The 25,877-nt window shown below is 68.1% G+C and carries 24 protein-coding genes and 1 pseudogene; 10 read left to right on the top strand and 15 right to left on the bottom strand.

All coding sequences use genetic code 11. The annotated features are described in order from the left end of the window. Window positions 1–46 precede the first annotated feature (46 nt). A complete protein-coding gene (locus G3N64_RS25220; RefSeq protein ID WP_241021194.1) occupies window positions 47–241 on the top strand; it encodes a hypothetical protein in 195 nt (64 codons plus the stop codon). Window positions 242–287: 46 nt separating this feature from the next. Here the strand turns inward: G3N64_RS25220 and G3N64_RS25215 are convergent, their stop codons facing one another. Next, window positions 288–1,415, bottom strand: a complete 1,128-nt coding sequence (locus G3N64_RS25215; protein ID WP_205786333.1) for a VOC family protein — start codon at window positions 1,413–1,415, stop codon at window positions 288–290. Window positions 1,416–1,772: 357 nt separating this feature from the next. Between G3N64_RS25215 and shiA the strand changes: the two genes are divergently transcribed. The 3 genes from shiA to G3N64_RS25200 all read left to right on the top strand — a co-directional run bounded on the left by shiA (window position 1,773) and on the right by G3N64_RS25200 (window position 5,387). Further along, entirely contained in the window at window positions 1,773–3,080 is a 1,308-nt protein-coding gene (gene shiA, locus G3N64_RS25210) for a shikimate transporter (RefSeq protein ID WP_205786332.1), read from the top strand. A gap of 209 nt (window positions 3,081–3,289) precedes the next feature. Next, window positions 3,290–4,591, top strand: a complete 1,302-nt coding sequence (locus tag G3N64_RS25205; protein ID WP_205786331.1) for a UDP-N-acetylglucosamine 1-carboxyvinyltransferase — start codon at window positions 3,290–3,292, stop codon at window positions 4,589–4,591. A 400-nt stretch (window positions 4,592–4,991) separates the two neighbouring features. After that, a complete protein-coding gene (locus G3N64_RS25200) occupies window positions 4,992–5,387 on the top strand; it encodes a DUF4440 domain-containing protein (protein ID WP_205786330.1) in 396 nt (131 codons plus the stop codon). Window positions 5,388–5,448: 61 nt separating this feature from the next. On the opposite strand, the gene G3N64_RS25195 is transcribed toward G3N64_RS25200, so the two are convergent. Together G3N64_RS25195 and G3N64_RS25190 are read right to left on the bottom strand one after the other, a co-directional pair. Then, a complete protein-coding gene (locus G3N64_RS25195) occupies window positions 5,449–5,862 on the bottom strand; it encodes a PIN domain-containing protein (RefSeq protein ID WP_205786329.1) in 414 nt (137 codons plus the stop codon). Next, entirely contained in the window at window positions 5,849–6,082 is a 234-nt protein-coding gene (locus G3N64_RS25190; protein WP_047903298.1) for an AbrB/MazE/SpoVT family DNA-binding domain-containing protein, read from the bottom strand. Before G3N64_RS25190 ends, G3N64_RS25195 begins: the two co-directional genes overlap by 14 nt. A gap of 167 nt (window positions 6,083–6,249) precedes the next feature. Between G3N64_RS25190 and G3N64_RS25185 the strand changes: the two genes are divergently transcribed. Beyond that, window positions 6,250–7,020 carry an IclR family transcriptional regulator C-terminal domain-containing protein gene (locus G3N64_RS25185; RefSeq protein ID WP_205786328.1) on the top strand — a complete coding sequence of 257 codons (771 nt, stop codon included), beginning with the start codon at window positions 6,250–6,252 and terminating at the stop codon, window positions 7,018–7,020. A 54-nt stretch (window positions 7,021–7,074) separates the two neighbouring features. Here the strand turns inward: G3N64_RS25185 and G3N64_RS25180 are convergent, their stop codons facing one another. From G3N64_RS25180 to G3N64_RS25155, 5 genes and pseudogenes are all read right to left on the bottom strand, one after another. Next, the gene (locus tag G3N64_RS25180) at window positions 7,075–9,375 is read right to left on the bottom strand and encodes an ATP-dependent DNA helicase (RefSeq protein WP_205786327.1); all 2,301 of its coding nucleotides are present in this window, start codon (window positions 9,373–9,375) and stop codon (window positions 7,075–7,077) included. Next, window positions 9,372–11,066, bottom strand: coding sequence for a VRR-NUC domain-containing protein (locus G3N64_RS25175; protein ID WP_205786326.1), 1,695 nt, complete (start codon window positions 11,064–11,066; stop codon window positions 9,372–9,374). The genes G3N64_RS25180 and G3N64_RS25175 overlap by 4 nt, the downstream gene beginning before the upstream one ends. 97 nt (window positions 11,067–11,163) lie before the next feature. Next, complete coding sequence (locus G3N64_RS25170; protein ID WP_205786325.1) at window positions 11,164–12,042, bottom strand: MipA/OmpV family protein; 879 nt, start codon at window positions 12,040–12,042, stop codon at window positions 11,164–11,166. Window positions 12,043–12,249: 207 nt separating this feature from the next. Continuing rightward, window positions 12,250–12,561 carry a hypothetical protein gene (locus G3N64_RS25165; protein WP_041492268.1) on the bottom strand — a complete coding sequence of 104 codons (312 nt, stop codon included), beginning with the start codon at window positions 12,559–12,561 and terminating at the stop codon, window positions 12,250–12,252. A 341-nt stretch (window positions 12,562–12,902) separates the two neighbouring features. After that, a pseudogene (locus G3N64_RS25155) lies at window positions 12,903–13,181 on the bottom strand (hypothetical protein); the annotation flags it as partial. A gap of 141 nt (window positions 13,182–13,322) precedes the next feature. Between G3N64_RS25155 and G3N64_RS25150 the strand changes: the two are divergent. From G3N64_RS25150 to G3N64_RS25140, 3 genes are all read left to right on the top strand, one after another. Further along, window positions 13,323–13,571, top strand: coding sequence for a hypothetical protein (locus tag G3N64_RS25150; RefSeq protein ID WP_205786324.1), 249 nt, complete (start codon window positions 13,323–13,325; stop codon window positions 13,569–13,571). A gap of 340 nt (window positions 13,572–13,911) precedes the next feature. Further along, entirely contained in the window at window positions 13,912–14,343 is a 432-nt protein-coding gene (locus G3N64_RS25145) for a CBS domain-containing protein (RefSeq protein ID WP_205786323.1), read from the top strand. A gap of 59 nt (window positions 14,344–14,402) precedes the next feature. Then, the gene (locus G3N64_RS25140) at window positions 14,403–14,900 is read left to right on the top strand and encodes a PRC-barrel domain-containing protein (protein WP_205786322.1); all 498 of its coding nucleotides are present in this window, start codon (window positions 14,403–14,405) and stop codon (window positions 14,898–14,900) included. A 12-nt stretch (window positions 14,901–14,912) separates the two neighbouring features. On the opposite strand, the gene G3N64_RS25135 is transcribed toward G3N64_RS25140, so the two are convergent. Together G3N64_RS25135 and G3N64_RS25130 are read right to left on the bottom strand one after the other, a co-directional pair. Then, complete coding sequence (locus G3N64_RS25135; RefSeq protein ID WP_241021196.1) at window positions 14,913–15,515, bottom strand: DUF4142 domain-containing protein; 603 nt, start codon at window positions 15,513–15,515, stop codon at window positions 14,913–14,915. Window positions 15,516–15,659: 144 nt separating this feature from the next. Continuing rightward, complete coding sequence (locus tag G3N64_RS25130) at window positions 15,660–17,645, bottom strand: ATP-binding protein (RefSeq protein ID WP_205786321.1); 1,986 nt, start codon at window positions 17,643–17,645, stop codon at window positions 15,660–15,662. A gap of 410 nt (window positions 17,646–18,055) precedes the next feature. Here G3N64_RS25130 and G3N64_RS25125 point away from each other — a divergent pair, with 410 nt between their 5' ends. Continuing rightward, complete coding sequence (locus tag G3N64_RS25125; RefSeq protein WP_205786320.1) at window positions 18,056–19,093, top strand: sigma-54 dependent transcriptional regulator; 1,038 nt, start codon at window positions 18,056–18,058, stop codon at window positions 19,091–19,093. Window positions 19,094–19,123: 30 nt separating this feature from the next. Here G3N64_RS25125 and G3N64_RS25120 read toward each other — a convergent pair whose 3' ends face one another. Both G3N64_RS25120 and G3N64_RS25115 read right to left on the bottom strand, forming a co-directional pair. After that, entirely contained in the window at window positions 19,124–20,923 is a 1,800-nt protein-coding gene (locus G3N64_RS25120; protein ID WP_205786319.1) for a methyl-accepting chemotaxis protein, read from the bottom strand. Window positions 20,924–21,266: 343 nt separating this feature from the next. Then, the gene (locus G3N64_RS25115) at window positions 21,267–21,521 is read right to left on the bottom strand and encodes a DUF3562 domain-containing protein (protein ID WP_205786343.1); all 255 of its coding nucleotides are present in this window, start codon (window positions 21,519–21,521) and stop codon (window positions 21,267–21,269) included. Between the two features lie 555 nt (window positions 21,522–22,076). On the opposite strand from G3N64_RS25115, the gene G3N64_RS25110 reads away from it, so the two are divergent. Then, complete coding sequence (locus G3N64_RS25110) at window positions 22,077–22,511, top strand: hypothetical protein (protein WP_205786318.1); 435 nt, start codon at window positions 22,077–22,079, stop codon at window positions 22,509–22,511. A gap of 550 nt (window positions 22,512–23,061) precedes the next feature. Here the strand turns inward: G3N64_RS25110 and G3N64_RS25105 are convergent. The 3 genes from G3N64_RS25105 to G3N64_RS25095 all read right to left on the bottom strand — a co-directional run. Continuing rightward, the gene (locus tag G3N64_RS25105; RefSeq protein ID WP_205786317.1) at window positions 23,062–23,997 is read right to left on the bottom strand and encodes a universal stress protein; all 936 of its coding nucleotides are present in this window, start codon (window positions 23,995–23,997) and stop codon (window positions 23,062–23,064) included. A gap of 209 nt (window positions 23,998–24,206) precedes the next feature. Further along, entirely contained in the window at window positions 24,207–25,589 is a 1,383-nt protein-coding gene (locus G3N64_RS25100; protein ID WP_205786316.1) for an amino acid permease, read from the bottom strand. Window positions 25,590–25,604: 15 nt separating this feature from the next. Then, window positions 25,605–25,877: IS30 family transposase (locus G3N64_RS25095; protein ID WP_205786315.1), on the bottom strand; the 273-nt coding region annotated here is incomplete at its 5' end.

Here is a 25,877-nt window from a genome sequence, read left to right as displayed (position 1 = left end):
CCGCCGCACAATGGTCGCCGTGCCCATTCCCGACGCCCGCCCCCATATGGAATCCGCCGGCCTCACGACCGCGTTCAGCCCGCTGCAGATCGGCCCGCTGACGCTACGCAATCGCCTGATCGAGTCCGCCACCAACGAAGGCATCACGCCGAACGGCGTGCCGTCGCGCGCGCTCGTCCGCTTTCACGAACGCATCGCCGAAGGCGGCGCCGCGCTGACGACCCTCGTGTACGGCGCGTGACGCTTGAAGTATCGCGTGTGACGCCTGATGCGGGCGCCGTGCCTGCTCAACCGGCGGCGCGCGCGCGGGCGAGCGCCGCGAGATTCCCTTCCCCGAACCCGTGGTGCCCCTTGCGCTGCACGATTTCGAAGAAGATCTCGCCGGGCCGGCGCTTGACGAAGGTCTGGAAGAACAGGCGAGGCACGCCGTCGCTGCCGATCTCGCCGTCGACCAGCACCGCGCGACGGCGCAGCGCGTCGAGATCGACGCCATGCCCCGGCAGCCGCGCGTCGACGTCGTCGTAATAGCGGGCCGGCGGCTCGATGAACTCGACGCCGTTCGCACGCAGCGCATCGACGCAGGACAGGATGTCGTCGGTGGCCAGGGCGACGTGCTGCACGCCCTCGCCCGGATGGTCGGGCAGATACGCGTGCATCAGCTCGGTGCGCCGCGTGCCTTCCTCGTAGACCGGAATCCGCACCGCGCCGCACGGCGACACCATCACGCGCGATTCCTCCGACACATGCCAGTGCGCGTCGATTTCGTGGATCTCGCGAAAATGCAGCAGGTCGTGGTAGAAATCCAGCCACTCCTGCATGCGCCCGGCGCCGACCGTCTGCGTGAAATGATCGACCTGCTGCAGCCCGACGCCCACACAGTCGAGATCGGTATGCGCGGTCGCGATGTCGATCGGCCGGAAATCGATGTCGAAGATCGAGATGTCGCCGACACCGCCGCGCTGGCCGTCGCGCCCGCGCCAGCGGTCGACGAAATAGAGGTGCGAATCGCCGATACCCTGGATCGCCGGAATCTTCAATTCGCCGACGCCGACCTTCTCGCCCTCGAACGCCCACGCGCCGAGCTCGATCGCGCGCTCGAACGCGCGCCGGGCGCTGGCCACGCGCAGCCCGATCGCGCAGACGCCCATCCCGTATTCCTCCGCGTAGCGCGCGGCGAACGAATCGGGCTCGGCGTTGATCAGGAAATGCATCTGCCCTTGCCGGTAGAGCGTGACGTTCTTGCTGACATGCCGCGCGATCGCCTTGAACCCGAACTGCTCGAAGCGCTGCGCGAGCGCTTCCGGCACGGGCGCCGCGAATTCGACGAATTCGAGGCCGGCCATCCCGAGCGGATTGGCAGCCGGATCGGCAACGGGCGGCGTATCGCTGGACAAGGGGTGGGAATTGCCGGGCATTCCAGTCTCCGGGGGCATGCAGTCGATGGGGATGGCGCCCGCCGCGTGCGGCATGCGCAGCCAGCGTGGCGACCGCACATCCGCCCCGAACGGGCAAGTTTTCAATGCTGCCGATTTTAACCAGATCGTTCACGGCGGCACACCCTGGCCAAACGGGATATCGTCACGCCGCCTAGTGCAAACCCGAAAATCGTTCGATAATCGCACGAACTTGAACGATAATCGCGCACTCTGCCCGATTGGCCAATTGCCGCCGTGCGGCGCCCGCCCTATTCTCCGTTCACTCATCGACTTCAATGCAGCATCGGACGCGGCGCCGCCACGATTCCACGATGCGCCGTTCCAGGAGACACCGCCATGACCCCAACCTTCGACACCCTCGACGCCACCGCCGGTGCCCGCATACGCAGCCAGGCCCGCAAGGCCGCGATCGGCAGCTTCGTCGGCGCCGTGGTCGACTGGTACGACTTCCTGCTGTACGGGATCGTCGCCGCGCTGGTATTCAATTCCGAGTTCTTCCCGAAAGTCAGCCCGACGATGGGCACGCTCGCGGCGTTCGCGACCTTCGGCGTCGGCTTCCTGTTCCGGCCGCTCGGCGGCGTCGTGTTCGGCCACTATGGCGACCGGCTCGGCCGCAAGCGGATGCTGGTGCTGACCGTGATGCTGATGGGGCTGTCGACGGTCGCGATCGGCTTGCTGCCGACCTTCGCGACGATCGGCTGGTGGGCGCCCGTGCTGCTGGTGCTGATGCGTGCGATCCAGGGCTTCGCGGTCGGCGGCGAATGGGGCGGCGCGGCGCTGATGGCCGTCGAAAGCGCGCCAAAGGAAAAGAAGGCGTTCTACAGCAGCGGCGTGCAGGTCGGCTACGGCGTCGGTCTCGTGCTGGCCACGGGCATCGTGTCGATCCTGAGCCACACGCTCGGCGAGGCCGCGTTCAAGTCGTGGGGCTGGCGCCTGCCGTTCGTGTTCAGCATCGTGCTCGTGCTGATCGGGCTGTGGGTGCGCAAGAACATGGACGAATCGCAGGAGTTCGTCGAGAAGGTCGAACACGGCAACCGCAAGCTGCGCCTGCCCGTGCTGGAAGCGCTGACGCGCCATCCGAAGGCGTTCCTGCTGATCATCGCGCTGCGCCTCGCCGAATTGTTCACGATGTATATCGTCACCGCGTTCGCGCTCAGCTATTCGACGTCGAACCTCGGCATGTCGCGCGACCTGTTCCTGAACATCGGCCTGCTGGTAGGCGCGGTGAGCTGCGTGACGATCCCGTGTTTCGCGTGGCTGGCCGACCGCTACGGCCTGCGCCGCATCTACCTGATCGGCGCGCTGATCGGCGTCGCGTCCGCGGTGCCGTTCTTCCTCGCGCTGGAGGCGCGGTCGATCGCGTGGATCGTGATCTTCTCGATCCTGCTCGCGAATGCGGCGCACGACATGGTCGTGAGCGTCCAGCAGCCGCTGTTCACCGAACTGTTCGGCGCTGAATACCGCTATAGCGGCGCGGGCGTCGGCTACCAGTTCGCGAGCGTGGTCGGCGGCGGGTTCACGCCGTTCATCGCGGTCGGCCTCGTCACCGTGGCCGGCGGTTCGTGGCACCTCGTCGCCGGTTATCTCGCGGCGGGCTGCCTGATCTCGCTGGCGGTCGCCGCGCGGATGCGGGCGGCGCAGTAACAACCTGCCGAATGGCCGGCCCGACCCGTGGCCGGCCATCGCACATGGGTCGACGGCGGTCGGCAACAGCCCTGCTGCCTCGCGTGCGCGACGTCAAACACTGTCAGTTGCACGCCCCTTTTCCCCTTTTCCCCTCCGAACCTTCCACGCCGCCCGCCGACCAATGGCATCATATGGGCCTACGTCAGTCACCGATACGCCCCCATATCATGTCGAATCTCATCGTCCACGGCGGCACTCCGCTGCGCGGGGACATCAAGCCGTCCGCGAACAAGAACGCCGTCCTGCCGATTCTGTGCGCCACCCTGTTGACCGATCAGCCGCTGCGCCTCGTCGGCGTGCCGGATATCACCGACGTGCGCAAGATCCTCGACATCTTCCGCACACTCGGCAGCGACGTGTCGGTCGACTTCACGACGGGCCTGCTCGAACTCCACCATCGCAATACCCGGTTCGACCCGGCCATCCACCGGCTGCCGGAAGCGATGCGCTCGTCGATCATGCTGATCCCGCCGCTGCTCGCACGCTTCGGCGTCGCGCGCCTCGAGAACGACGTGAAGGGCTGCACGCTCGGCGTGCGCGAGATCGATCCGCACGTCGAGGTGTTCGAGCGCTTCGGCGCGCACATCGAGCGCACGCCCGATTCGCTGATCGTCCGCACCGACGGCCCGCTGACGGCCAACGACCACTGGCTCGACTACGCGTCGGTGACGACCACCGAGAACTTCGCGCTGTGCGCGACGACCGCGAACGGCACGTCGACGCTGATGAACGCGGCGTCCGAGCCGCACGTGCAGGAGTTCTGCCAGTTCCTCGCGATGATCGGCGTCGCAATCGAAGGTATCGGCACGTCGCGGATCTGCGTGACGGGCGGCCGCAAGCTCGGCGGCGGCGAGTTCCGCTTCGCCGAGGATTTCCACGAGATCGCGACGTTCCTCGCGCTCGGCGCGATCACCGGCGGCGACATCACGGTGCGCAACTCGTCGCCCGAACATTTCCCGCTGATCGACCGCACATTCGCGAAGTTCGGCGTCAACGTCACGCACCGCGACGGCTGGTCGCGCGCGGAACGCGACGGCCCGCTGCGCGTGCGCCGGCCGTTCACGCAGAACATCCTCACCAAGGTCGAAGCCGCGCCGTGGCCATACCTGCCGGTCGACCTGCTGCCGATCTTCATCGCGCTCGGCGTGCGCGCGGAAGGCAGCGCGATGTTCTGGAACAAGGTCTACGACGGTGCGCTCGGCTGGTCGGGCGAACTGTCGAAGTTCGGCGCGCACGTGCTGCTGTCCGATCCGCACCGCCTGATCACGTTCGGCGGGCTGCAACTGACGCCGGCGCGCGTCGAGAGCCCGTACATCATCCGCGTCGCGATCGCGCTGCTGATGGTGGCCGCGAGTATCGAAGGCCGTTCGGAAATCATGAACGCGCTGCCGATCCGCCGCGCGCACCCGCACTTCGTCGAGAACCTGCGCTCGGTCGGCGCGAACGTCGAGTGGACGAGTAGCGAGTAAGCTCACCGCGGATGCGGCACGGGTGAGGTTTGCGTCGCATCTGGTTTTCTCACTTGTCACATTCGACCGGCGGCGTCGACACGCCGCCGGTCGGTCTTCAGCCGCCGGTTGGTTCGTACCAGCCGGCGCTTCTCTCTTCCCCGTAGTCGATATCATCCGCGCCCATGCGGCCGAAGCCATGACGCGTCACGCATCGAGGTGGCCGCCCCTCGCGCGGGACGGCTAGAGCGCCTCGCCAGGCTGTCGTCGGCCTGGCTCCATGAACTTCGTGTCGCTCATGGAAAACCAGATTCGGATCCGTCCAATTGTGCAAGCGCCGACACAACCATAGGCTGCTTTCCTGCCCGAGCGGAAACCCGCAAAAACGGCAAATCCGCAGCCAACAGGAAATGCACACCGCATGGAACCCCGATTCACCCTGATGCAGATGCGCGACGTGTGGCTCGATGCCTATCGCCATGCCGACGTGGAACAACTCGATTTCGTGGCAAGCCCGCACTTCTTTATCCAGCACGAAAATCGCATTCGCACGAAAGCGCAGTATCGCGCGCGCATGCACGTCCTTGCGGCTGAGCGTGCAGCGGACGCATTCCGGGTCACGTATCGGGAAGAAGCCACGCGAATCGTCGAATTCGGGCAATGGGCGACGATATCGGGTATCGGGTCCGTCTGGACGAACCAGGCGATCGATTCTCGCTTCGACTTTCTGGAGCTGTGGAGCGTTAGCGATGCGCGATGGCGGATTGTGGCGCTGTGCTATGAACACAAGGAAGCTGACGAACCTCGACCCACTTGATCGCTCGCCTCAATTGAGTGGCCAAGAGGCTTGCCGGTAACGCATCCGAAATCATCCGCACTCACGCGAACGGATGTTTCAACACCGGGCCGCCGTCCACACGCAAGCCATCGTGCATGTCCTCGGTGTACAGGTATTCGCAGCCCTCGATCGAAGCAGTTGCAACGATGCACGCGTCGTAGAAGGACAAGCCGTGTCGCTCCGCCAGCCTTCGCCCCAGGTCATGCGTGTCGACCGTGATCGGCACGACATGACACAAACTCCTGATCGGTTCCAGAAACTGCCCCACGCCGCTCCACGACATCCGCAATTTGCGACTGCAAACGCTAGCCACCTCGTTCAGTACCTGGACGCTGATGGTCGGCCGCCGAAGAAGCAGCGCCTCCGCCAGGTTCGCTTTGGTTTCGTCCTCGGATAGCAAATAAAGCACGACACTGCTGTCGACGAACGATTTCGCCGGCTCAGCCGCGCTCATTCGCATCGTCCCGGCTGAACTTGAAATCGGCGGGCAGTTTGCCTCGGAAGCGCCGCAACCGCTGCAGAAGCTCATCGGGTCTCGGCTTACGACTCACCGCGAAAACACGAGGGCTGTCGACCACGATTTCGATATCGTCCCCTTCTCGAAGCTCCAGTGCGTCGACCACACTGGCCGGAAGGCGGACGGCCAGACTATTGCCCCATTTTGCAACCTGCATACGGACCTCCTTGGATATACGTTTTAGGTTGTATATCCTCGACCTCCCACCCGCAAAGCCGGCCGAAAGGGGGATCCACGCCTCCACATACCCTATTGCGTTGCAAGTCGCGCGATAATCGCCCACTTACGCGCGATTACCGCGCACCCAGCCGCCACCTCCCGACGATGAAAAAGCCCGAACTCGACCGACGCGACTGGATTGCCGGCCTCGAAAAAGGCCTGGCGATCCTCGAGGCGTTCGACAGCCAGCACGCGCGCATGACACCCACCCAGGCCGCCGCGCGCACCGGCCTCACGCGCACGGCCGCGCGCCGCTACCTGCTGACGCTCGAATCGCTCGGCTACGTGTACACCGACGGCAAGCTGTACGGCCTCACGCCGCGCGTGCTGCGGGTCGGCTGGTCGTACTTCGACTCGGCGCGCCTGCCGCGCACGGTCCAGCCCTATCTGCAGCAACTGAGCGCATCGCTGAACGAGTCGGCGTACGTGAGCGTGCTCGACGGCTGGGAACTCGTATTCATTGCGCGCAATGGCGTGTCGCGCGTGATGACGACCGGCTTCGTGCTCGGCGCGCGCGTGCCGGCGCCGCTCACGTCGCCGGGCGTCGTGCTGCTCGCGCATCATCCCGATCGCGAAGCCGTGCGCGCGTGGCTCGACGACACCGAACTGCCGCCGTTCACGCCGCACACGATCACCAACAAGGCGCGGCTGCTCGAACAGGTCGACCGGGCCCGCGATGCCGGTTTCGCGGCGATCGAACAGCAATTGCAGGTCGGCGTGCGCGGGATCGCGGTGCCGCTGAAGAACCGTCACGGCGAAGTGGTCGCCGCGCTGAGCACGAACATGCCGATCGGCACTGAAACGACCGACGCGGCCGTGCGGCGCGTACTGCCGCACCTGCAGGAAGCGGCGCTCGCGATGCTCAACGTGCTGTAGCGATGCGCGTCTACGGGGAAGCCGCGCGCCGGAACGGGCCGCGCAGCGTCACCGTCACCCGATTCGCCACCACCGCGGCAGCAGATCGCGTACTTCGCGCCGCCGGTAACGGTCGTCGATCAGATGCACGACGCCTTCGTCGTGCTCGGTGCGGATCACGCGCCCGGCCGCCTGCACGACCTTCTGCAAGCCCGGATACAGGTACATGTAGTCATAGCCGTTGCCGAAGCGCGCCTCCATCGCACGCCGCATCTGCTCGTTGACGTCGTTGACCTGCGGCAGCCCGAGCGTCGCGATGAACGCGCCGATCAGCCGCTCGCCGACCAGGTCCACGCCTTCCGAGAACGCCCCGCCCAGCACCGCGAAGCCGACGCCGCGCCCGCCCGCGTCGAAGCGCGCGAGGAACGCGTCGCGCTCGCTTTCGGCCATGCCGGGCGCCTGCGCCCAGACGGGCACGTCCGGATGCCGCGCCTGCATCAGCGCGACCACGCGCCCCAGGTAGTCGAAGCTGCTCAGGAAGCCGAGGTAGTTGCCGGGTCGCGTCGCGTATTGTGCGGCGATCAGGTCGACGATCGGTTCGAGCGAACGGTCGCGGTCGCGCCAGCGCGTCGACACGTGGCTCGCGACGCGCACCGTCAGTTGCTCGGCGCGGAACGGCCCGTTGACGTCGAGCCAGCCCGTGTCGCCCGGCAACCCGAGCGTGTCGCGGTAGAAATGAAACGGGCTCAGCGTGCCTGAGAACAGCACGGTCGCGCACGCGGCTTCGTAGCGCGGCGCGAGAAAACCGGCCGGAATCACGTTGCGCACGCACAGCGTCGACTGGACGCGGCGCCGGCGGCCGGCCGACCCAACACCGTCGAGCGCCGGCTGGCGTGGCATCGGTTCGCCGTGCAGCGTCGCGTCGAAGATCGACGCGCTGTCGAACGCGTCGGCAAGCACGCCGAACTGGATCGCCTCGAAATGAAACCGCAACAGTGCGTCGCCGTTCGCGCGCGGCGCGTCGGCCAGGTGTTCGCCGATCGCCGCGACGAGGTTCTGCACCGCCGACACGATCGGGCCCGGTATCTCCGGATACGCGGCATAGCGTTCGGCCTGCGCGCGATTGATCGTGCCCCAGGCGCGGGCAAGCCGGTCGAACGCCTTGCGCAGCGCTGCGGGCGCGGCCTCGCGCGCGGCCGTGAAGGCAAACGGATCGAGCGACGCGCTGTACATCTTGCGCGCGCGATCGAGCAAGTTGTGCGCTTCGTCGACGAGCACGCCGACGCGCCACTGGTTCTGCTGCGCGAGCGTGTGCAGCATCGCGCTGCCGTCGTAGTAGTAGTTGTAGTCGCCGATCACCATGTCGGACCAGCGCGCGAGCTCTTGCGACAGATAGTACGGGCAGACGTCATTTGCGAGCGCCGCCGCACGCACGGTATCGCGATCGAGCAGCCCGGCCTCGATCGCCGCATCGCGCGCGGCCGGCAGCCGGTCGTAGAAGCCCTTCGCGAGCGGGCACGACTCGCCGTGGCATGCGCTGTCCGGATGCTCGCACGCCTTGTCGCGCGCGACGAGTTCCAGCACGCGCAGCGGCAGCGCGGGCGTGCCGGCGCCGAGCGTCGTCGCTGCTTCGAGCGCCAGCGCGCGGCCGGGCGTTTTCGCGGTCAGGAAGTACACGTGGTCGAGCTCGCCCTCGCCGCAGGCCTTCAGCAGCGGGAACACGGTGCCGAGCGTCTTGCCGATGCCGGTCGGCGCCTGCGCCATCAGGCAGCGCTCGTCGCGCGCCGCACGATAGGCGGCCACCGCCAGTTCGCGCTGGCCGCTGCGGAACTGCCCGTGCGGAAACGCGAGCGCGCGCAGCGCCGCATCGCGCGCAGCACGATGGGCCGTCTCGCGTTCGGCCCAGCCGACGAAGCACGCGCACTGCTCGGCGAAGAACGTCGCGAGCTCTGCCGCCCCCAGCGTTTGCGTCAGCACCGTCTCGCGCTCGGACACGATGTCGAAATAGACGAGCGCGACGTCGATTTCCTGGAGGCCGCGTGCGTCGCACATCAGGTGCGCGTAGACCTTCGCCTGCGCCCAGTGCAGCGCGCGGTGGTTGGCCGGCATCGTATCGAGGCTGCCGCGATAGGTCTTGATTTCCTCGAGGCGGTTCGCCACCGGGTCGTAGCCGTCCGCGCGGCCGCGCACGGTGAGCGTGCCCCACGTGCTCGTCAGCGCGATCTCGGTTTCGTAGCGTGCGCCGCGGTTCGACGTGACCGCGCCGTGGCCGGCGATGCCTTCGAGCGCGGTCGGCGCGGGCGTGAAGCGCAGGTCGAGATCGCCGCGTCGCGCGGTGAACTCGCACATCGCCCGCACCGCGACGACGTAGCTCATGCGGACAGTCCCGCCGCTTCGGCGTGCGCGACGCCCTCGCCGGCCCACTCGACATCGATCACGCGCACCGGGATGCCGTGCGCGATGCAGTACGCGAGCCAGCGCGTCTGGTTGTCCTGCAGCCGGTCGCCGGGGCCTTTCACCTCGATCAGTTCGTAGCGCCGCTCGCCGGGCCAGAAGCGGACGAGATCGGGTAGCCCCGACCGGTTGCTGCGGATATCCGCGAGCAGTCGCGTGAACCACAGCCGCAAGTGCTCGGGCGGCAGGCACGCGAGCGCCTCGTCGAGCAGTGCATCGCTCAGCACACCCCAGAACACGAACGGCGATTGCAGCCCCGCCTTCGTCGCAAAATGCCGGCGGATCGTGTCGCGATAGGCGCCCGAATCGAGTTGCGCGAAGCACGCGGCGAACGCGTCCGCACGGCGCGCGGCGAAATCGGGCGCGTGCAGGTCGGCCGGGCCGCGCTGGAACGGGTGGAAGAACGCACCGGGCACCGCCGCGAACACGGGCTCCCAGCACAGCAGCCCGAACAGCGAGTTGATCAGCGTGTTTTCGACGTAATGGACCGGCGAAGCCGGTTGCGCGAGATGGTCGCGCACCGCGAATTCGACACTGACGAACGCATCGGGGCGCGCGAGCACGAGCGTTTCGCGCGGTACGTCCGCCGCCGCGGCCGCACGTTCGACGCGCTGGCCGAGCCGGCGCTGCAGCCGCGGCAGCATGCGCTCGACACGCTGGCGCTCCTCGTCGCTCTCGAAGCCGCCGCGGGCATCGAGCGCCAGCGCGAGCGCATCGTCGTCGCGCCCGCAGCGTTCGAGCACGCGGATGCGCCGATGGCGGCTGCCGGGCCATGCGCTGCGCGCATACGCATCGAGCGCGGCGGCCCAGTCGGCCCGGCGTTCGCAGGTCTGCCCGAGCGCGAACAACAGCTTCGCGCGACGCGTCGCGAGCCACGGCTGGGCACAGCCGACCGCGTCGATCGCGCGCATCAGGTCGTCGAACGGCAGATCGTCGGGCCATGCGTCGAGCGCATCGCGGCACATCTGCAGCGCGAGATACGTGTCGACGTCGCCGCGCTGCTGGAACGCGCGCGACGACGGTGCGATCGGCACGCTTTCGTACTGGAACACGCCGAGATCGGCGAGCACGAACTCGCTCCGGTCCTGATGGAGATTGCCGAAGAACATCAGGCGCAGCCGGTCGCACAGCGCGCCGATCGTCACGCGCAGCACGCGGTCGCCGGCCTGCGCGCACCACGCATCGAGCGGTTGCGCGACGTCGTGCGCGGGCCGCAGCCGTTCGAGCCATTCGGGCTTGCGCTCGCCCGCATGCGCGGCAAGTGCCGGGAAGATGCGCAGCAGATCGGCCTTGGTCGACAGCGCGAACAGTTCGTCGAGCGTCAGCGCGGGCGCCGGATCGACCCAGCCGAGTTCGACGAGCGGCGCGGCCGCGTCGAGCGGGCAGCCGATTTCGTCGTACACGAGCTTGCTGGCGCGGAAGTCGGACCCGTTGCGCATCAGCATCCGCACGAGCAGCGCGCGCGACGCCTGCGGCAGCGTCGCGAACTGCCGGACGAACGCGTGCTCGTGCACGTCGAACAGGTCGTCGTAACGCTCGCCGAGCCAAGCCAGCGCGCGTTCGAAATTGGTCAGGTAGTAAAACGCCGGGGGCGTCGGCGAAGCAGGCGTCACGGTGATCGATCACTGTACATTTGTACAGGTCGGAATCATATCAAATGTGACGGAAAATGCCGCACGCCCATCGTCCCGCCTGGCTGCCCGGCCCCGATCAGAACTGGTAATTCACCGACATGTCGAACACGCCGTTGGTCGACTGCTGCGTGATCGGGCTGCGCGCGGCGCGGCCGACGAGCTGCTCGATCGCGCCGTCGATCGTGACGAACCAGTGCTTGTTCACGAACCAGGCCACCGTCACGCCGGCGCCGAACGACTTGATCCCGGCCCCCGACGAATAGGCCGGCAGCCCCGAGCGCGCGGCGGCGCCCTGGTTCACGCCGAACCAGCTGTTCATGTAGCGCGAATCGGCGAACGACACGGTCGGCCCCGCGAACCAGAAGAAATGCTCGTTGCTGCCCGGCATCGGCAGGTATGCGGAGAAATCGCCGACCCAGCCGTTCGAGCCGCCGATGCTGCGCCGGATATCCGCACGCAGCACGAGCGGAAATTCCTTCGAGATCACGTAATCGGCCGCCAGTTTCATCACCGGTGCCGCGTTGATGTTGTCGAGGCCGTTCAGGTGCTGGATATCGTCGGCCGAACGGCGCCCGAGGTCGTAACCGACGGACAGGCTCACGCGCCAGTTCGGCCCGCGCAGCACGTTCGCGCCGAGCCCCTCGCCCGTCGACAGGAAGAACAGGTCGCGATAGCGGATGTTGAGATTCGGGCCGCCCATCACGCGATAGCGGTCGGAGCCCGCATAGCGCGGCTGCAGCGTCATCGCGGCGCCCACGCTGATATCCCAGGTGGAGATGTTCGGGTCGTACAGTTTTTGGAGCGGCATACCCGCCGAGTATTGCCATTCGCCGAGCGGCGAAGGCGTCTGGGCCGACGCGTCGCGGGCGCCGGCCGCGGCGAGCGCCGCGCAGGCCGACACGCCGGAAACGAACCGGCGTGCGCCGGGCGACAGCAAAGGGCGAGCAGCGGTCATCAAGGCAGTCCCCGTCGGTTGCGCGAAACGAACCTGAAGGAAAGCGCATTGCGCCTCTTCGGCTGCAGCGTCTGGCAGCCTGCGGCGCGAACGTAGCGTGCGCTGAATTAACGGACATCCTACGCGACGCGCGCGGGAGACGCAAAGCGCCCGCTGCGCGCGGGCACTTTGCCGTACGCCGGGATCGTCCGGTGCAGCGTGATGGAATCAGAATCGCTCGACGTGATAGTCGCCGGCCAGCGCGGCCGGGCTGCGCGTCGACATCATCCGCGAGAAGCCGTCGGCGAGCCGTCCGAGCGCGAGCTGCTTCTGGCTCGCGTCCCAGTGCGTATAGGTGTCGTACGCGGCATCGTCGAACGACACGGTGACGGCAACCGGGCGGCCGCTGGCGCGAAAGCCGATCTGCAGCACGCCGCCCGGCAATTCCTCGATGTGATAGCGCAACGAGCGCGATTCGAAATAGCGGCCCAGCACCTGAGCGATCGCGCGCTTGTCTGGCGATTGCACGTGAATGTCCATGAGGGTCCTCCTTTTCAGTATTCGCGCGGACGGTTGTGTGCACTGCTTCCTGCCGGCATCCGCATCGGCGGCGGGTGCGACGGCGGGTCGCCGTGCGGCAGCCCTTCGGGCACGGGCGGATCGACGGGATCGTCGCGCCCGGGGGGCGTCGGGTCCGGATCGACGTCGGGCGTCGTCGGCTCGGGGCGGTGCAGCGTGAATGACGTCTTCATGTTTCTCCTGCGTGACGGCGCGCGCATCTCGATGGCGCGGCTACCGTGTGCAAGCGGCGTGCCCACTGCCGCGCCGCGCGCCCCGGTTGTCTGCTCCGGTCGGACGCGATGGCTGCGCTCGGTCATCGTAGCCGCCGTCACCCGCCGCATCGTGCGCCCCTCAGCGGTCAGCCAGCCCGCGAGCGCGAATCGATCCGACGGCGCGGATTCGGCGACGAGCGCGCGCTCGGGGCCGTCGTCGAAGGTGTCGTACAGCTCGCGTACCTCGTCCTTGCCGCCCCGCATGCGCCGCTCGGGCCGATAAACCGGCGACTCACGCTTCCACGTGTCGCAACGCTCGCGCACGCGGGAGAAATCGCCGCCGCATACGTTCGCGTCGTAACGTATCCTTTTCCTGGATGCATTCATCACGATGCCCGCTTGTCCACGCCGACGGCGCGCGTTACTGCCCTGCGTCCCGTCGGGTTTCACCGACGCGCACGCGTCGTGCCGTCTGCCCCGCGCAGGCACGACGCGTGCGCCTGCATCCATGACCAAGGAGGTTCGACCATGACCGTTCACGCTACCGGCCGCCACGACGCCGTGTCATCGGTTGCCGGACTGCGCTGGCTCGCCACGTCGCGCCCGCCGTCCAAAGACAAGACGGAGGAGCGCATCGACGAGGGACTCGAGGAGACGTTTCCGGCCAGCGACCCGCCCGCCGTTGGCGGCGCGACCCGTATCGATCCTGCCAAGCCGTCCGGCGAGCACGAACGCCGCCCGCCGCACATCCCTTCCCCGCCCCGCGATCACGGCTGACGGCGGCACCCGGCCCGTGCTGCGCGGCGGCGCAGCGGCGCGCCGGAGCAATCCGGAGTTGATCTGATGAAACGCCTTGAACGCAGATGGCATGAAATCAGCGGCGCCGCCGGCGTCGCTGCGCTGGCGGCGATCGAAAGCGCGGTGGTGCTCGCGATCGTCGCGATGACGGGCATCGGCCACTGACGCCCTGCGCCGCCCGTGCGCGGTTGCCGCCGTGGAAGATGTACAAGCGCGCTGGCAAATTTCTCCGTCGCCTGGCTGTCGAGGCCCGGCGCGGGCCTCCCGCGCGCGGCACGCTATCTGCTCCCGAATCGTATCGTTCACGAAGGAGGCGTTCATGTATCGCGTCACCGAGATCATGTCGCGCGACGTGGTGTGCGTCGCGCCGACCGACACGATCCGCCATGCGGCGGAACTGATGCAGCGCTTCGATATCGGTGTGCTGCCCGTTTGCGACGGCCCCGAACTCGTCGCGATCGTGACCGACCGCGACCTCGCGGTGCGCGGACTGTCGCACGGCCATGCGTTCGATACGCCCGTGCAGGCGGTCGCGTCCAGGCCCGTGCAGTGGTGCGTCGAAGACGACGGCGTCGGCGACGTCCAGCAGCGGATGGCCGACGTGCAGTTGCATCGGTTGCCGGTGCTCGACCGCAACCGGCGGCTGGTCGGCATCGTGTCGCTCGGCGACATCGCGACGCGCGCCGGCGGCCCCGAGCGCGACGAGCTGGCCAATACGCTCGAGGACGTGTCGCTGCCGCGCCGGCGCTGACCGGCGCCCGCTCATGTCGCGTGGCCCGCCCGGGTACCGCTTCGACCAGGAGGTGTTCGATGACAACGGACAGACCGTCGCGCGACGACATGCACATCGTCGGCGCCAACCGCCGCACGGCCGGCGCCGGGCCGGGGCCCGACGTGATGGCCGCCCGCACGCTCGAGGGCGATCGCGTGCTGACGATCGACGGCGACGACATCGGCGAAGTCACCGACATCATGCTCGACGTGCGCGCCGGCCGGATCGCGTATGCGGTCGTGTCGTCGGGCGGCCTGCCGGGGATTGGCGACAAGCTGCTCGCGGTGCCGTGGAACGTGCTCGTGCTCGACGTCGAGCGCCAATGCTTCGTGCTGCCCGTCGCCACCGCGCGCGTGCGCGACGCCCCCGGCTTCGACCGGAACCGCTGGCCGGCGATGGCCGATCCGGACTGGGCCGAGGCGCTGCATGCGTACTACGGCAGTGCGCCGTACTGGCTGATCGAGGAAGGCGAAACGGCGCTCGACTCACCGCCGTATGAGGCGTCGCCGGGCGGCCCTGACGGCGGCAAGCAGTAACGCGGTCGCCGCTCAGCGCTCGGCCGCCACCGTCTGCGCGAGTTGCCGGGCCGCGGCCAGATGCGCGTTCAGCATCGGCAACAATTTGGCCGCGAACGCGCGGAGCTGCGGATCGCGGCCGTTGCGCGCCTCTCCTTCGTAGAGCCGGATCGCCGCTTCATGCGCGCGCGGGCCCGCCACCGCGACATAGGCCGTGTCGAACGCATGGCCCTCCTTGGTTCGCAACGCCATCACGGCCGGATCGACGAGCATCCGCGACTGGACCGGTACGCCCTTGGCCGCGCCAAGCCGCCGCAATTCGCCGGCGATCCGTCCATGATCGTCGACCATGCGGCGCGCGAACGCCTTCACGTCCGGGTTCGACGAGCGGTCGAGCGCGAGCTGGCTGGCCTGCCGTGCCACCTTGCCGATCATGCCGGCCTTGTCGACGAACTCGACATCGATTCCCGTCGGCCGCTGCGTCATGGCAGCCTCGTCGGCGGTTGGGCCGGGACGGATGACGCCCGGCGCGACCTGCGCCGACGAAGCGGGTGACGCCGGGCTCGAGAGCGCCGCTCCGACACCCTCCTCGGCCGATACGTCGCGGGGCGTCGCGATCCACGCACACGACAGCATCAGGAGCATCGCGGCCGACACGACCGACGGCATGCGCGCCAGGCAAGCCGGCCAGCCGCGCTTGCCGTCGTGCCGCGTGCTTTCGGTTGCGTCCATCGCGCCTCCTTTCCTCGTGGATGACCGGGCGCGCGGCGGCGCCGGCTCCTACCGGCCGCGTGGTTTCCGATCGTGCGCAGCGTCCGGCGCGACATCGGCGATCACGCTCGCCAGCGTCGGCATGTCCACCGGCTTGCGCAGGTACGCGTCGAAGCCGGCCGCCATCACGCGGTGCCGGTCGGCGTTGCCGGCGTGCGCCGTGACCGCGACGACGGGCAGATGCCCGCTGTCGCCCGGCAAATGACGGATACGGTCGAGCAGCCAGAAGCCGTCGCCGTCCGGCATCGCAAGATCCGACAGCACGACGTTCGGCGCATGCCGTTCCACCACGTCGAGCGCGTCGTGTCCCGATTGCGCGGTCGATACCTGCGCGCCCATCGTTTCGAGTGCCGCGGCGAGGCTCGCGCGCGAGGTCGCATCATCGTCGACGACGAGCACGCGCCGGCCATCGAGCGTCACAGTGTCCGGTGTGCCCGCCGCGAGCAGCAGGTTCTCGGCCGGATCGTCGACGTCCCAGCCGGCCGGCAGCGTGACCGTGACGATCGTCCCGCGCCCGGGGCCGGCGCTCGTCGCGGCGACCTCGCCGCCATGCAGTTGCGCGATGTCGTGCACGATCGACAAACCGAGTCCGAGGCCGCGTTTCGGCGACGCGAACGCGCGTTCGGGCCGGCTGAACGTCTCGAACAGGTGCGGCAGGTATTCCGGCGCAATACCCTGCCCCGTATCGGCGACCGACAGCCGCACGCGCTCGCCCGCGCGGGCCAGCGACACGACGATGCGGCCGCCCGGTGGCGTGAACTTGATCGCATTCGACAACAGGTTCGACAGAACCTGGCGCACGCGCTCGCGGTCCGCCGGAATCACGCAGGTCGACATCTCGTATTGGGTCGACAGCTCGAGCCCGCTTGCCTGCGCCGTCGCATCGAGCTCACGCGTGGCATCGCGCACGATCCGCACGAGATCGACCGGCACGCGCTCGAGGCGCAACCGGCCCGTCGCGAGCGACGACGCGTCGAGCAGATCGGCCACCATGTGCGACAGCGACCGCGCGCTGCGATCGATCGCGTCGACCGCCTGTTGCGCGAGCCCCTGGCCGTCGACGTTGCGCAGAACCTCGACCCAGCCGTAGATCACGTTCAGCGGCGTGCGCAGCTCGTGCGACACCGTGGCGAGCAGTTCGTCCTTCAACCGGTTCGACGTGTCGGCCTGCGCGCGTGCGTCGCGCGCGCCGCGCAGCGAGCGCAGGTTGCGCCGTTCGCCACGGCGCCGTTCGTGCGCGTCGCGCAGCGTCATCGACAGGCCCGTGCAGTTGCCCTGCGCATCGACGATCGGCGACGCGGCGAAGCTCGCACGAAAACGGCCGCCGTCGCGTCGCACGCACAGCGCGTCGAGCGGACCGACCGGCGCACACAGGTTCGCGAACGATGCAGGCAACGGATGGCGCCGCAACCAGCGCGGCGAAATCATCGCGGCGATATCGCGCCCGGTGGCCTGCGCCGCGTCGATGCCGAAGATCCGTTGCGCGGCCGGATTCCAGCTCGTGATCCGGCGTGCGGCATCGACCCCGACGATCGCATCGGGCGAAGCGTCGACCACGCGGCGCAGCAGGCCGTCGTCGGGTACGGGTACGGGGACGCGTGCGGCGGACGCCGGCTCGCGAGCATCGGCGTCGTCGCCGTCATCGGATTCGCGCAGACGATCGTTCGCAAGCAGCGGCTTTACGGCCATCACGAGTACGCACTCGACGAAGCTGATCGCGACGAAGGCGCCGGCCTGCTCGAGCAGCGTGGCCAGCGGCGCATCGTGCCACCACAGCACACCGATCACGGCCACGCTCGCGGCGGCCGCCACCAGGCCGCCGCCGAACGACGTCAGCCATGCGGCAGCCGCAACGCCTGCATAAAAAGGCAGCGGCGCAAATGGCGCGTGCTCGCCGACGACGCGAACTGCCCACGCCTGGAGCGCGGACGCCACGCCGACGGCCAGCACGATCCATGCACCCTGCCGTAACAGCTCACGGGTCAGGGTCCTCATTGCATCCTTGCCTCGCGCCGGCTCCGGTCGCGCGGCGTCATGCCGCGGGTCGACCATCCGGCCTGCCGTCGAGCGTGCCGGGCGGGCGTGGTGACATACGCAAACGACATGCCCGATGCAGGCCGTGGATGGCCGGATGGTGCGCCGTGCCGGCTACCCGGCTGCCTGGCGGCCCCGCTGGACGGGGGCTGGGTCCCGTCGCGCATCGTCCGGTGTCGCGGGCCGCCTCGACGCACCTGGGCCCGCAACCGGCTTTTTCATGGGAATACTGTAAAAAAGCACCGATACGACCCTGAATGGCGCAGAAGTGCCGGGATTCGTGTCAGGAATCGATGGCCTGTGCCTTCCGCCCCTGCCGCGCACATTGGAAATTCCTATTTTGCGGCACCTTCGTGGCCGTTTCGCTGTCAATGATAAATATTGCAATCAACGGAACGCGTGATGCCGATTTTCAAAACGGCCCGCTAACGCCGATGGGAGAAACCGCAAACCGGTCGAAGCAGCGTGCAGACGGCCGCCGGTTGTCCGGCCGGTCCTCTGCGATGCGCACGCTGCTCGGCCGCATCGAGAAAATTGCGTCGACCCGCGCCAGCGTGATGATTGCCGGCGAAAGCGGGGTCGGCAAGGACATCGTCGCGCGCCGGCTGCACGATCTCAGTGCCCGGCGGGACGGCCCGTTCGTCCCCGTGAACTGCGGCGCGATCCCGCCCGATATCGCGGAATCGCAATTGTTCGGGCACGAGAAAGGCAGCTTCACCGGCGCGATTGCGCAACGGGAAGGTTTCTTCGAAGCCGCGCGCGGCGGCACGCTGCTGCTTGACGAGATCGCGGAAATGCCCGCAGCGCTGCAGGTGAAGCTGCTGCGGGCAATCGAATCGAATGCGATCGTCCGGGTGGGCGGCACCGAGCCGATTCCGCTCGACGTGCGCATCGTGTCGGCCACGCGCCACAACCCGGCCGAAGCCGTGCGCGACGGCCGGCTGCGCGAGGACCTGTTCTACCGCCTCGCCGCGTTTGCGCTGTACGTGCCGCCGCTGCGCCAGCGCGACAGCGACATCGAGACGATCGCGCTGGAATTCGTCGACGCACTCAATGCGCGGCACCATGCGCACAAGCGGCTGACCGACTCGGCGATCGCCGCGCTGCGTGCGTATTCGTGGCCCGGCAACGTCCGCGAACTGCACAACACGATCGAGCGCGCGTACATCCTGTCGGACGAAGGCATCGACGTCACGCTGCCGAAGCCGGCGATGCCGCCCGAGCGCCTGTCCGAAAACACGATGGCGCTGCCGCTCGGCGCGACGCTGCACCATGCGCAGCAGCGCTTCATCGCGGCAACGCTGCACCACTTCGACGGCAACAAGCCGCGCGCCGCGAAGGCGCTCGGGATCAGCCTGAAAACGCTCTACAACCGGCTCGCGCTGATGCGCGACAACGGCCGCTCCTGAGCGGCGCGGCCGTGTTTCCCGCAAGCCGCGTCATGCGACCTTGAACCGCCCGACCGTCGTCGCCAGTGCGTTCGCCTGCGATTGCAGCGCGGTCGCGGCGGCAGTCGACTGTTCGACGAGCGCCGCGTTCTGCTGCACCATTTCGTCGAGCTGGGTGACCGCGCGATTCACTTCCTGGATGCCGCGCGTCTGCTCGTTCGCCGCGTGCGTGATCTCGGAGATGATCGTCGTCACGTTCGACACGTTGGAGACGATCTCGCGCATCGTGTCGCCGGCCTGACGCACCTGCCCGGACCCGGCCGACACGCTCGCGACCGTCGATTCCACCAGCACCTTCACTTCGCGTGCGGCCTGCGCGCTGCGTTGCGCGAGGCTGCGCACTTCCTGCGCGACGACCGCGAAGCCGCGGCCCTGCTCGCCCGCGCGCGCCGCTTCGACGGCCGCGTTCAGCGCGAGGATGTTGGTCTGGAACGCGATCCCGTCGATCACGCCGATGATGTCGCCGATCCGGCCCGATGCTTCCTCGATCTTCTCCATCGTCGCGACGACGTCCGACACGACCACGCCGCCGTGCGACGCGATCCGCGACGCAGCCGCCGCGCGTTCGTCGGCCTGGCCCGCGGCGGCCGCCGACTGGCCGACCGTCGCGGTGATCTCTTCCATCGATGCGGCCGTTTCCTCGAGGCTCGCCGCCGCCGATTCGGTGCGCGACGACAGGTCCTGGTTGCCCGCCGCGATCTCGTTCGCGGCCGTGCGCACCGATTCGCTCGCATCGCGGATCTGGCGCATCACGTCGTTCAGCTTGTCGATGAAGCTGTTGAACGAGCGTGCGATGTCGGCCACTTCGTCGCGGCCGTCGGCCGGCAGGCGCTGCGTCAGGTCGCCCGCGCCCGAGCCGATCGCGGCCATGGCCTGGCGCACTTGCGACAGGCGGCGAAATGCGGTCGCGGTGATCGCGCCGATGATCAGCGACGCGACCGCGACGATCACGAGCAGCGTGATCAGCGAAGCGGTCAGCAGCGAGCGCATCCCGGCCGTCGCTTCGCTCTTGTCGAGCAGCACCAGCGCGTACCAATCGGTGCCCGGCACGGGACGCGCGCGCACCAGCTTCGCGTCGCCGCCGACGCTCACCTCGACCGGTGCGGTCGCGGCCGCGATCGTCGCGCCGTTCGTCGCGCCGAGTTCGGGCGACACGTCGGCGACCGGCTTCAGCGTGAGCTTCGCGTCCGGGTGCGCAACCACATGGCCGTTGCTGTCGATCAACATCCCGAAGCTCGCCGGCGTCGGGTGAATCGACTTCACGTTCGCGATCACGGTGTCCATCGAGACGTCCGCGGCGACGACGCCCTTCAGCGCGCCGTCGCGCAGGATCGGCACCGCGAACGTGACGACGAGGTTGCCCGTGCCGGCATCGACGTAAGGCGGCGTGACGACCGGCTTGCCGGCCTGCGCGGCCTGCTTGTACCACGGGCGGCCGGTCGGATCGTAGTCCGGCGGAATGCCGGTCGGGTCGGAGAAGTGGAACGCCTTGTCGGCGTAGCCCGCGTAGACGTTCGTGAAGCCGCCGGCCGTGGCCATCTGCTTGAACACCGGCAGCGGATCGGGCGTCAGCGCAGCATCCTGCAGCGACGCGATCATCCGGCTCCGGGTGGCGACCCAGTCGGCGATCCCGACCACATGGCCGCTGGCGACGGAGGTCAGGTTGCGGTCGATCGCGTCGTCGTTGTACGAGCGCGCGATGAAGTAGTTGATGAGCGTGGTGGCGACCAGCGCGAATGCGACGATGGCAACGCACGCGGTGAGGATGCGGGCGCGGATGGACGAGAACATGGCAACGACTCGGTAAGGGAGCGCGAACGCCCGGTGGACGAATTCACCGGGTAAACGGCAATCGCGACGCTTACTTGAGGCCGCTGTGACAATTCGGTGAAACGCATGACAAAACGCAAGGCGTTTGTCATGAATTTGTCGGGATGACCGCGCCGGCCGTCGCCGTGCGCGCACGCCGCCACAGGACGCGGCGACGGCATCGGCAATTGGTGGGCACGGGGATCAGAACAGCGTTGAGACGGGCCGGTTTGTCGCCGACGGAGCATGACCGCCGATCAGGATCCGGCCCTGGCCCGATGACGGACCGTGTCACGTCCGCGGCGTCAGCCGCGGCGCTCGCCCGTCACAGACGATGGCTCGGACGCGGATCGGCTTCCGGGGCCCCCGCATCGGCGCGCGTGTCGCTGTCGAGATCGTCCTGCTGACGCATGCGTTCGCGCAGGTGCCGGATCGCGAACACATGGATGTAGTCGTGCACCCGCGCGTCGAACGACAATGCGCGCACTTCGTCGTCGAGCATCGCACGCAACTGATCCGAACCGATCGCGCGCTGTTTGGCGGCTTCCTTGAGTGATTCGAGCAAATTGTCCTTGGACATCGACGGACTCCTGACGGTCGAGGAACGAAAAGAAGGCGTTACCGGAAGCTTAAAGACTGAACGGCCGCGCGGCGTGCGATGCGCCGGCGTGTGTTTGCGCGCGATCAACGGCACGTTGCGTGCCGCCGTGCCGATCCGTCCCCGAACCGGCGGCGTCATGTCCGCGGCGCAAACTGCCCGCGAACGAGACTGGAAGTCCTGCCACGCCACCCCGGGGCGCGGCACCTGGCGACGGGCGAACGATGGAACGCTGCCCGACGCCGATGCAGTCACGAACTTAGACCGGCCGAAATCATGCGTCAAGCGACGTCTGCCACGTGCTACCCATTCGTCGGAACGAACGTGCCGGATCGCCGCCGGAACGGCCGATCGGTCGCCGTGCGTGTCAGCGGATTCCGATACGCGCCGCGCATTCCCTGACAGCGACTTCAGCGCGCGCTGCTTGGCAGCGCACGGGCGCCACACGATACTGTGGGCATGGACGAAACGTTCATACAGGTCATCGCTCAGCCGGCCGTCGAGCCGGCATGCGGGGCCTGGCGCAGGAGACCAACCATGGCACTTCGCAACTTACCGGGCCGGGACGGCCAGCGGCGCGCGTCGGGCAACGCGCGCGCCCTGCCCGCCCGGGCCGTGCCGGCCGGCAACCGTCCGTCCGACAATATCGACACCTTGCTTGCGCTCGCACGCGAAGCCGGGTTGCTCGTCACGCTCGACGGGCAGATCGGCCGCGAAAAGTACCAGAGCGTCGCGGGCTCGGTTCTCGCGTTGCAACGGTTCGCCGCGGCACTCTGCGCGCGGGCCGCTCCGGACGCGCCGGCCGAGGTGGAGCCACGCCGCAAGGCACGCCCCGGCTGGCCGCACGCCAACCGCCTGCGCCACCGCACGTGCAGCGCATGCGCGCCGCTGCATGTCGCGCGCCAGCGCCAGCGGGTGCGCCGCGGCGCAGGCCGGCGGCACGATCTGCGGTCGATGCTTCGCTCCACCTGAACGTGCAAGCCGCCGTTGCCCGGCACGGGGGCCATGTAACGGCTGCGCACCGCGCAACGTCGGCGGCGCCTGCCGCACGCCGTGCCTGGGCGGCAGCGGCGTGCATGCCGTGACCATCACCGATCCACATCGGCGCCACCGCGCGCCATCACGCATCACGACGCGCCGTTCGACACGGCCGCGATGACGACGATTCCTGCGGGGAAAGCAATCCAGACGGGGCCAACGACAACACGAACGAGGAAAGCGGACGGGGTGGCTGCACCCCGCCCGTCCTCCAAGGCAGCCGTCGGCGGCCTACCCTCGTGCCAGAGAGTTCTCGGTCGGATGGCGCGCCGTGTATCGCACGTCGCGGCTCCGGAAATGGGTGTGACGACAGTGAATGCACCGTCGATCGCAGCCTTGGACACTCGCGTGGCGGTATGGCTGCGCAATACGTGCACGACAGACCGGCCGCATCGCCGGATGTTCCGTCAATGTCGCACGCGATCCACGCGCCGCTTCTGATGCAGGTCAACCCAAGCCTGCTTCGATCTCGACACCGCGCGATTTACTCGGTACCGCGCACGAGCAGCACGGGCACCTCTGCGAGATGCGCAACGCGGCGCGCGACGCTGCCGATCAGCCAGGCGGCAATGCCGCGCCGGCCGTGCGTGCCGACCACCAGCAATTCGGCACGCCAGTGCACGGCGTCGCGCATCAGCGCATGGGCCACGTCGTCGCTGGTCGGGCGGGTTTCGACGACACTGCGCTTGGTCGGGTTCCCGGTCGCATGGAACAGCGGGCCGATCTTCGCGAGCGCATCCTCGCCCTCCGCGCGGTAGGCATCCTCGAGCGCGCGCACCGGCACGATATCCGTCAGACGAACCGCGCGATCGATCACGTAGGCCGCGTACAGCAACGTCGTCGGCGCTGCGAAGCCGAGCCCGACGCGCACCGCGTGCAGCGACGGCTCGCTGCCGTCGACCGCGAACATCAGCCGCTGCAGGCCGCCGCCCGCCGGCCGCGCATAGGCAGCCGGCACGATCAGCAGCGCGCAGTGCGCGCGCGTCGTCAACGTGTCCGACATCGCGCCTTCGACGAGCCGCAGCAACCCGTGATGCGGATTCGCACCGACGATCAGCACATCCGCGCGCCATGCCGACGTGTCGTTCACCAGGGCATCGGCCACCGAGCCGCCCGTCACCGACGTATCGATGACGGCCTGCTCGACCTCGATGCCGCTGTCGTCGAACAGTGCCGCGATCCGCTCGTTGATGGCTTGCGCTTCGCGCATCAGGTCCTCGCGCGCGGACGTCAGCAGCGCGTCGATGCGCGGGATGTCGGGCAATACGAGGCGCGGGTTGTCGATTGCGCAGACGATGCGCAATCGCATGCCGGGACGCAGCAGCGTGCGCGCGTAGCGCGCGGCCGATAGCGACTCCGGCGTGGGATCGACGGCCAGCGCGATCCGCGCAAGCGTCGGGATGGGCGGGGCAGGCTGCATGGCGAAGACCTCCGAGCGTGCCCGTCGTCGCGGAACGACGACGGGGGCTTCGCGCGGAAGCGGCCCGCGGCGGCCGGACAGCCGCCGCGGTCGCGGGGATCGGCGGGTTGCCACGCGAAGCGCGGACAATCGATTCGTTCAGCATAGATCGTCCGGCCCGCGTGCGCATGATCGCGATCAAGATTCGCGCAGGCCCCTGCCCGTGCCGCTTACGACTTCGTCGGCACCGATGCCGCCGGACGGTTCGCGTAGAACAGCGCGTACGCGATGCCGAGCAGCACGATCCACACCGGCCCGATCACGAGCGCGACGCGCGTGTCGGGCGTGAACGCCATCAGCACGACGACCAGCACGAGAAAACCGAGCGCGACGAACGAACCGAGCGGATAGAACGGCACGCGGATCGGCAGGCGCGCGACCTTGTCGGCCGACAGCGTGCGGCGAAAGCGCATCTGCGCAATCAGGATCACGCACCACGTCCAGATCGCGCCGAACGTCGACACCGACGTGAGCCACGTGAACACGTGCTGCGGCGCAAGATAGTTGAGCAGCACGCCGATCAGCAGCAGCGCGACCGACACGATCACGCCGTACACCGGCACGCCGTTGCGGTTGACCTTGCCGAGCTTGCCCGGTGCCTGGCCCTGCTGCGCGAGGTTGTAGAGCATCCGCGCGGTGCTGAACAGGCCGCTGTTGCACGACGACAGCGCCGCGGTCAGCACGACGAAGTTGATGATGCCGGCGGCGGCCGGGATGCCGAGCCGCGAGAACGTCATCACGAACGGGCTGCCCTGCGTGCCGATCTGGTCCCACGGATAGAGCGACATGATGACGAACAGCGCGCCGATGTAGAAAATCAGCACGCGCCAGAACACCGAGTTCACGGCCTTCGTCAGCGACTTCTCCGGGTTGCGCGCCTCGCCGGCGGTGAGGCCGAGCATCTCGACGCCGAGATACGCGAACATCACGATCGGCAACGCGGCGATCACGCCGTCGATGCCGTTCGGCATGAAACCGCCGTGCGCCCACAGGTTCGAGATGCCGATCGCGACACCGCCGTTGCCGATGCCGAACGCGATCATCAGCCCGCCGCCGATGATCATCAGCACGATCGTGACGATCTTGATCAGCGCGAACCAGAACTCGAATTCACCGTACAGCTTGACCGCGATGAAGTTCACCGAGCCCATCGCCATGAGCGCCGCGAGCGCCCAGATCCAGTTCGGTATGCCGGGGAACCACATGTGCATGTAGACACCGACCGCCGTGATTTCCGCCATGCAGGTGACGATCCACACGAACCAGTAGGTCCAGCCGGTCAGGTAGCCGGCGAGCGGGCCGAGGTAGTCGCGCGCATAGCGGCTGAACGCGCCGGCGACCGGATTGGCGATCGCCATCTCGCCGAGCGCACGCATGATCAGGAAGATCGCGATGCCGCCCAGCAGGTAGGTCAGCAGGATGGCCGGGCCGGCGACGCGGATCGCGGTGGCCGAGCCGAGGAACAGGCCGACGCCGATCGTCGCGCCGAGCGCCATCAGGTTGATGTGCCGCTCTTCCAGCCCGCGGTGCAGCTGGTCTTCTGGTTGTTTCAAGGGTGGTCTCAAGAATCAAGTGCAACGTTTAGCCAATCCGGCGGCAGCCAATTCCATCGCCATAGCATCTTCAGGGGTTTTCCAGTTGAGGGTTTGGCGAGGGCGGCCGTTCATCAGTTTGGCAATGTCGTTCAATTGCATCTGGGTGACGCCTGACAGGGCGGCCCCCTTGGGCAGAAACTGGCGCAGCAGGCCGTTGGTATTTTCGTTGCTGCCCCGTTGCCAAGGGGCGTAGGGATCTGCGAACCAGATGTCCAGATTCAGTCGTTCAGCCAGCTCGACATGACA

The sequence above is a fragment of the Burkholderia sp. Ac-20344 genome (genome assembly GCF_017104975.1).
Taxonomy (GTDB): Bacteria; Pseudomonadota; Gammaproteobacteria; order Burkholderiales; family Burkholderiaceae; genus Burkholderia.
The sequence above is the reverse complement of the archived record's forward strand: the minus strand, read 5'-3'. Positions and strand labels throughout refer to the sequence as shown.

Excerpts from the sequence above, each read along its gene's own strand:
- G3N64_RS25180 (WP_205786327.1), bottom strand. The coding sequence starts at position 9,375 with ATGAGCTACGTCGTCGCGGTGCGGGCGATGTGCGAGTTCACCGCGCGA.
- G3N64_RS25125 (WP_205786320.1), top strand. The coding sequence starts at position 18,056 with ATGATAAATATTGCAATCAACGGAACGCGTGATGCCGATTTTCAAAAC.
- shiA (WP_205786332.1), top strand. The coding sequence starts at position 1,773 with ATGACCCCAACCTTCGACACCCTCGACGCCACCGCCGGTGCCCGCATA.
- G3N64_RS25170 (WP_205786325.1), bottom strand. The coding sequence starts at position 12,042 with ATGACCGCTGCTCGCCCTTTGCTGTCGCCCGGCGCACGCCGGTTCGTT.
- G3N64_RS25110 (WP_205786318.1), top strand. The coding sequence starts at position 22,077 with ATGGCACTTCGCAACTTACCGGGCCGGGACGGCCAGCGGCGCGCGTCG.
- G3N64_RS25190 (WP_047903298.1), bottom strand. The coding sequence starts at position 6,082 with ATGCAGGTTGCAAAATGGGGCAATAGTCTGGCCGTCCGCCTTCCGGCC.
- G3N64_RS25135 (WP_241021196.1), bottom strand. The coding sequence starts at position 15,515 with ATGCTGTCGTGTGCGTGGATCGCGACGCCCCGCGACGTATCGGCCGAG.
- G3N64_RS25120 (WP_205786319.1), bottom strand. The coding sequence starts at position 20,923 with ATGTTCTCGTCCATCCGCGCCCGCATCCTCACCGCGTGCGTTGCCATC.
- G3N64_RS25200 (WP_205786330.1), top strand. The coding sequence starts at position 4,992 with ATGGAACCCCGATTCACCCTGATGCAGATGCGCGACGTGTGGCTCGAT.
- G3N64_RS25105 (WP_205786317.1), bottom strand. The coding sequence starts at position 23,997 with ATGCAGCCTGCCCCGCCCATCCCGACGCTTGCGCGGATCGCGCTGGCC.
- G3N64_RS25140 (WP_205786322.1), top strand. The coding sequence starts at position 14,403 with ATGACAACGGACAGACCGTCGCGCGACGACATGCACATCGTCGGCGCC.
- G3N64_RS25130 (WP_205786321.1), bottom strand. The coding sequence starts at position 17,645 with ATGAGGACCCTGACCCGTGAGCTGTTACGGCAGGGTGCATGGATCGTG.
- G3N64_RS25150 (WP_205786324.1), top strand. The coding sequence starts at position 13,323 with ATGACCGTTCACGCTACCGGCCGCCACGACGCCGTGTCATCGGTTGCC.
- G3N64_RS25215 (WP_205786333.1), bottom strand. The coding sequence starts at position 1,415 with ATGCCCGGCAATTCCCACCCCTTGTCCAGCGATACGCCGCCCGTTGCC.
- G3N64_RS25185 (WP_205786328.1), top strand. The coding sequence starts at position 6,250 with ATGAAAAAGCCCGAACTCGACCGACGCGACTGGATTGCCGGCCTCGAA.
- G3N64_RS25145 (WP_205786323.1), top strand. The coding sequence starts at position 13,912 with ATGTATCGCGTCACCGAGATCATGTCGCGCGACGTGGTGTGCGTCGCG.
- G3N64_RS25115 (WP_205786343.1), bottom strand. The coding sequence starts at position 21,521 with ATGTCCAAGGACAATTTGCTCGAATCACTCAAGGAAGCCGCCAAACAG.
- G3N64_RS25220 (WP_241021194.1), top strand. The coding sequence starts at position 47 with ATGGAATCCGCCGGCCTCACGACCGCGTTCAGCCCGCTGCAGATCGGC.
- G3N64_RS25205 (WP_205786331.1), top strand. The coding sequence starts at position 3,290 with ATGTCGAATCTCATCGTCCACGGCGGCACTCCGCTGCGCGGGGACATC.
- G3N64_RS25195 (WP_205786329.1), bottom strand. The coding sequence starts at position 5,862 with ATGAGCGCGGCTGAGCCGGCGAAATCGTTCGTCGACAGCAGTGTCGTG.
- G3N64_RS25165 (WP_041492268.1), bottom strand. The coding sequence starts at position 12,561 with ATGGACATTCACGTGCAATCGCCAGACAAGCGCGCGATCGCTCAGGTG.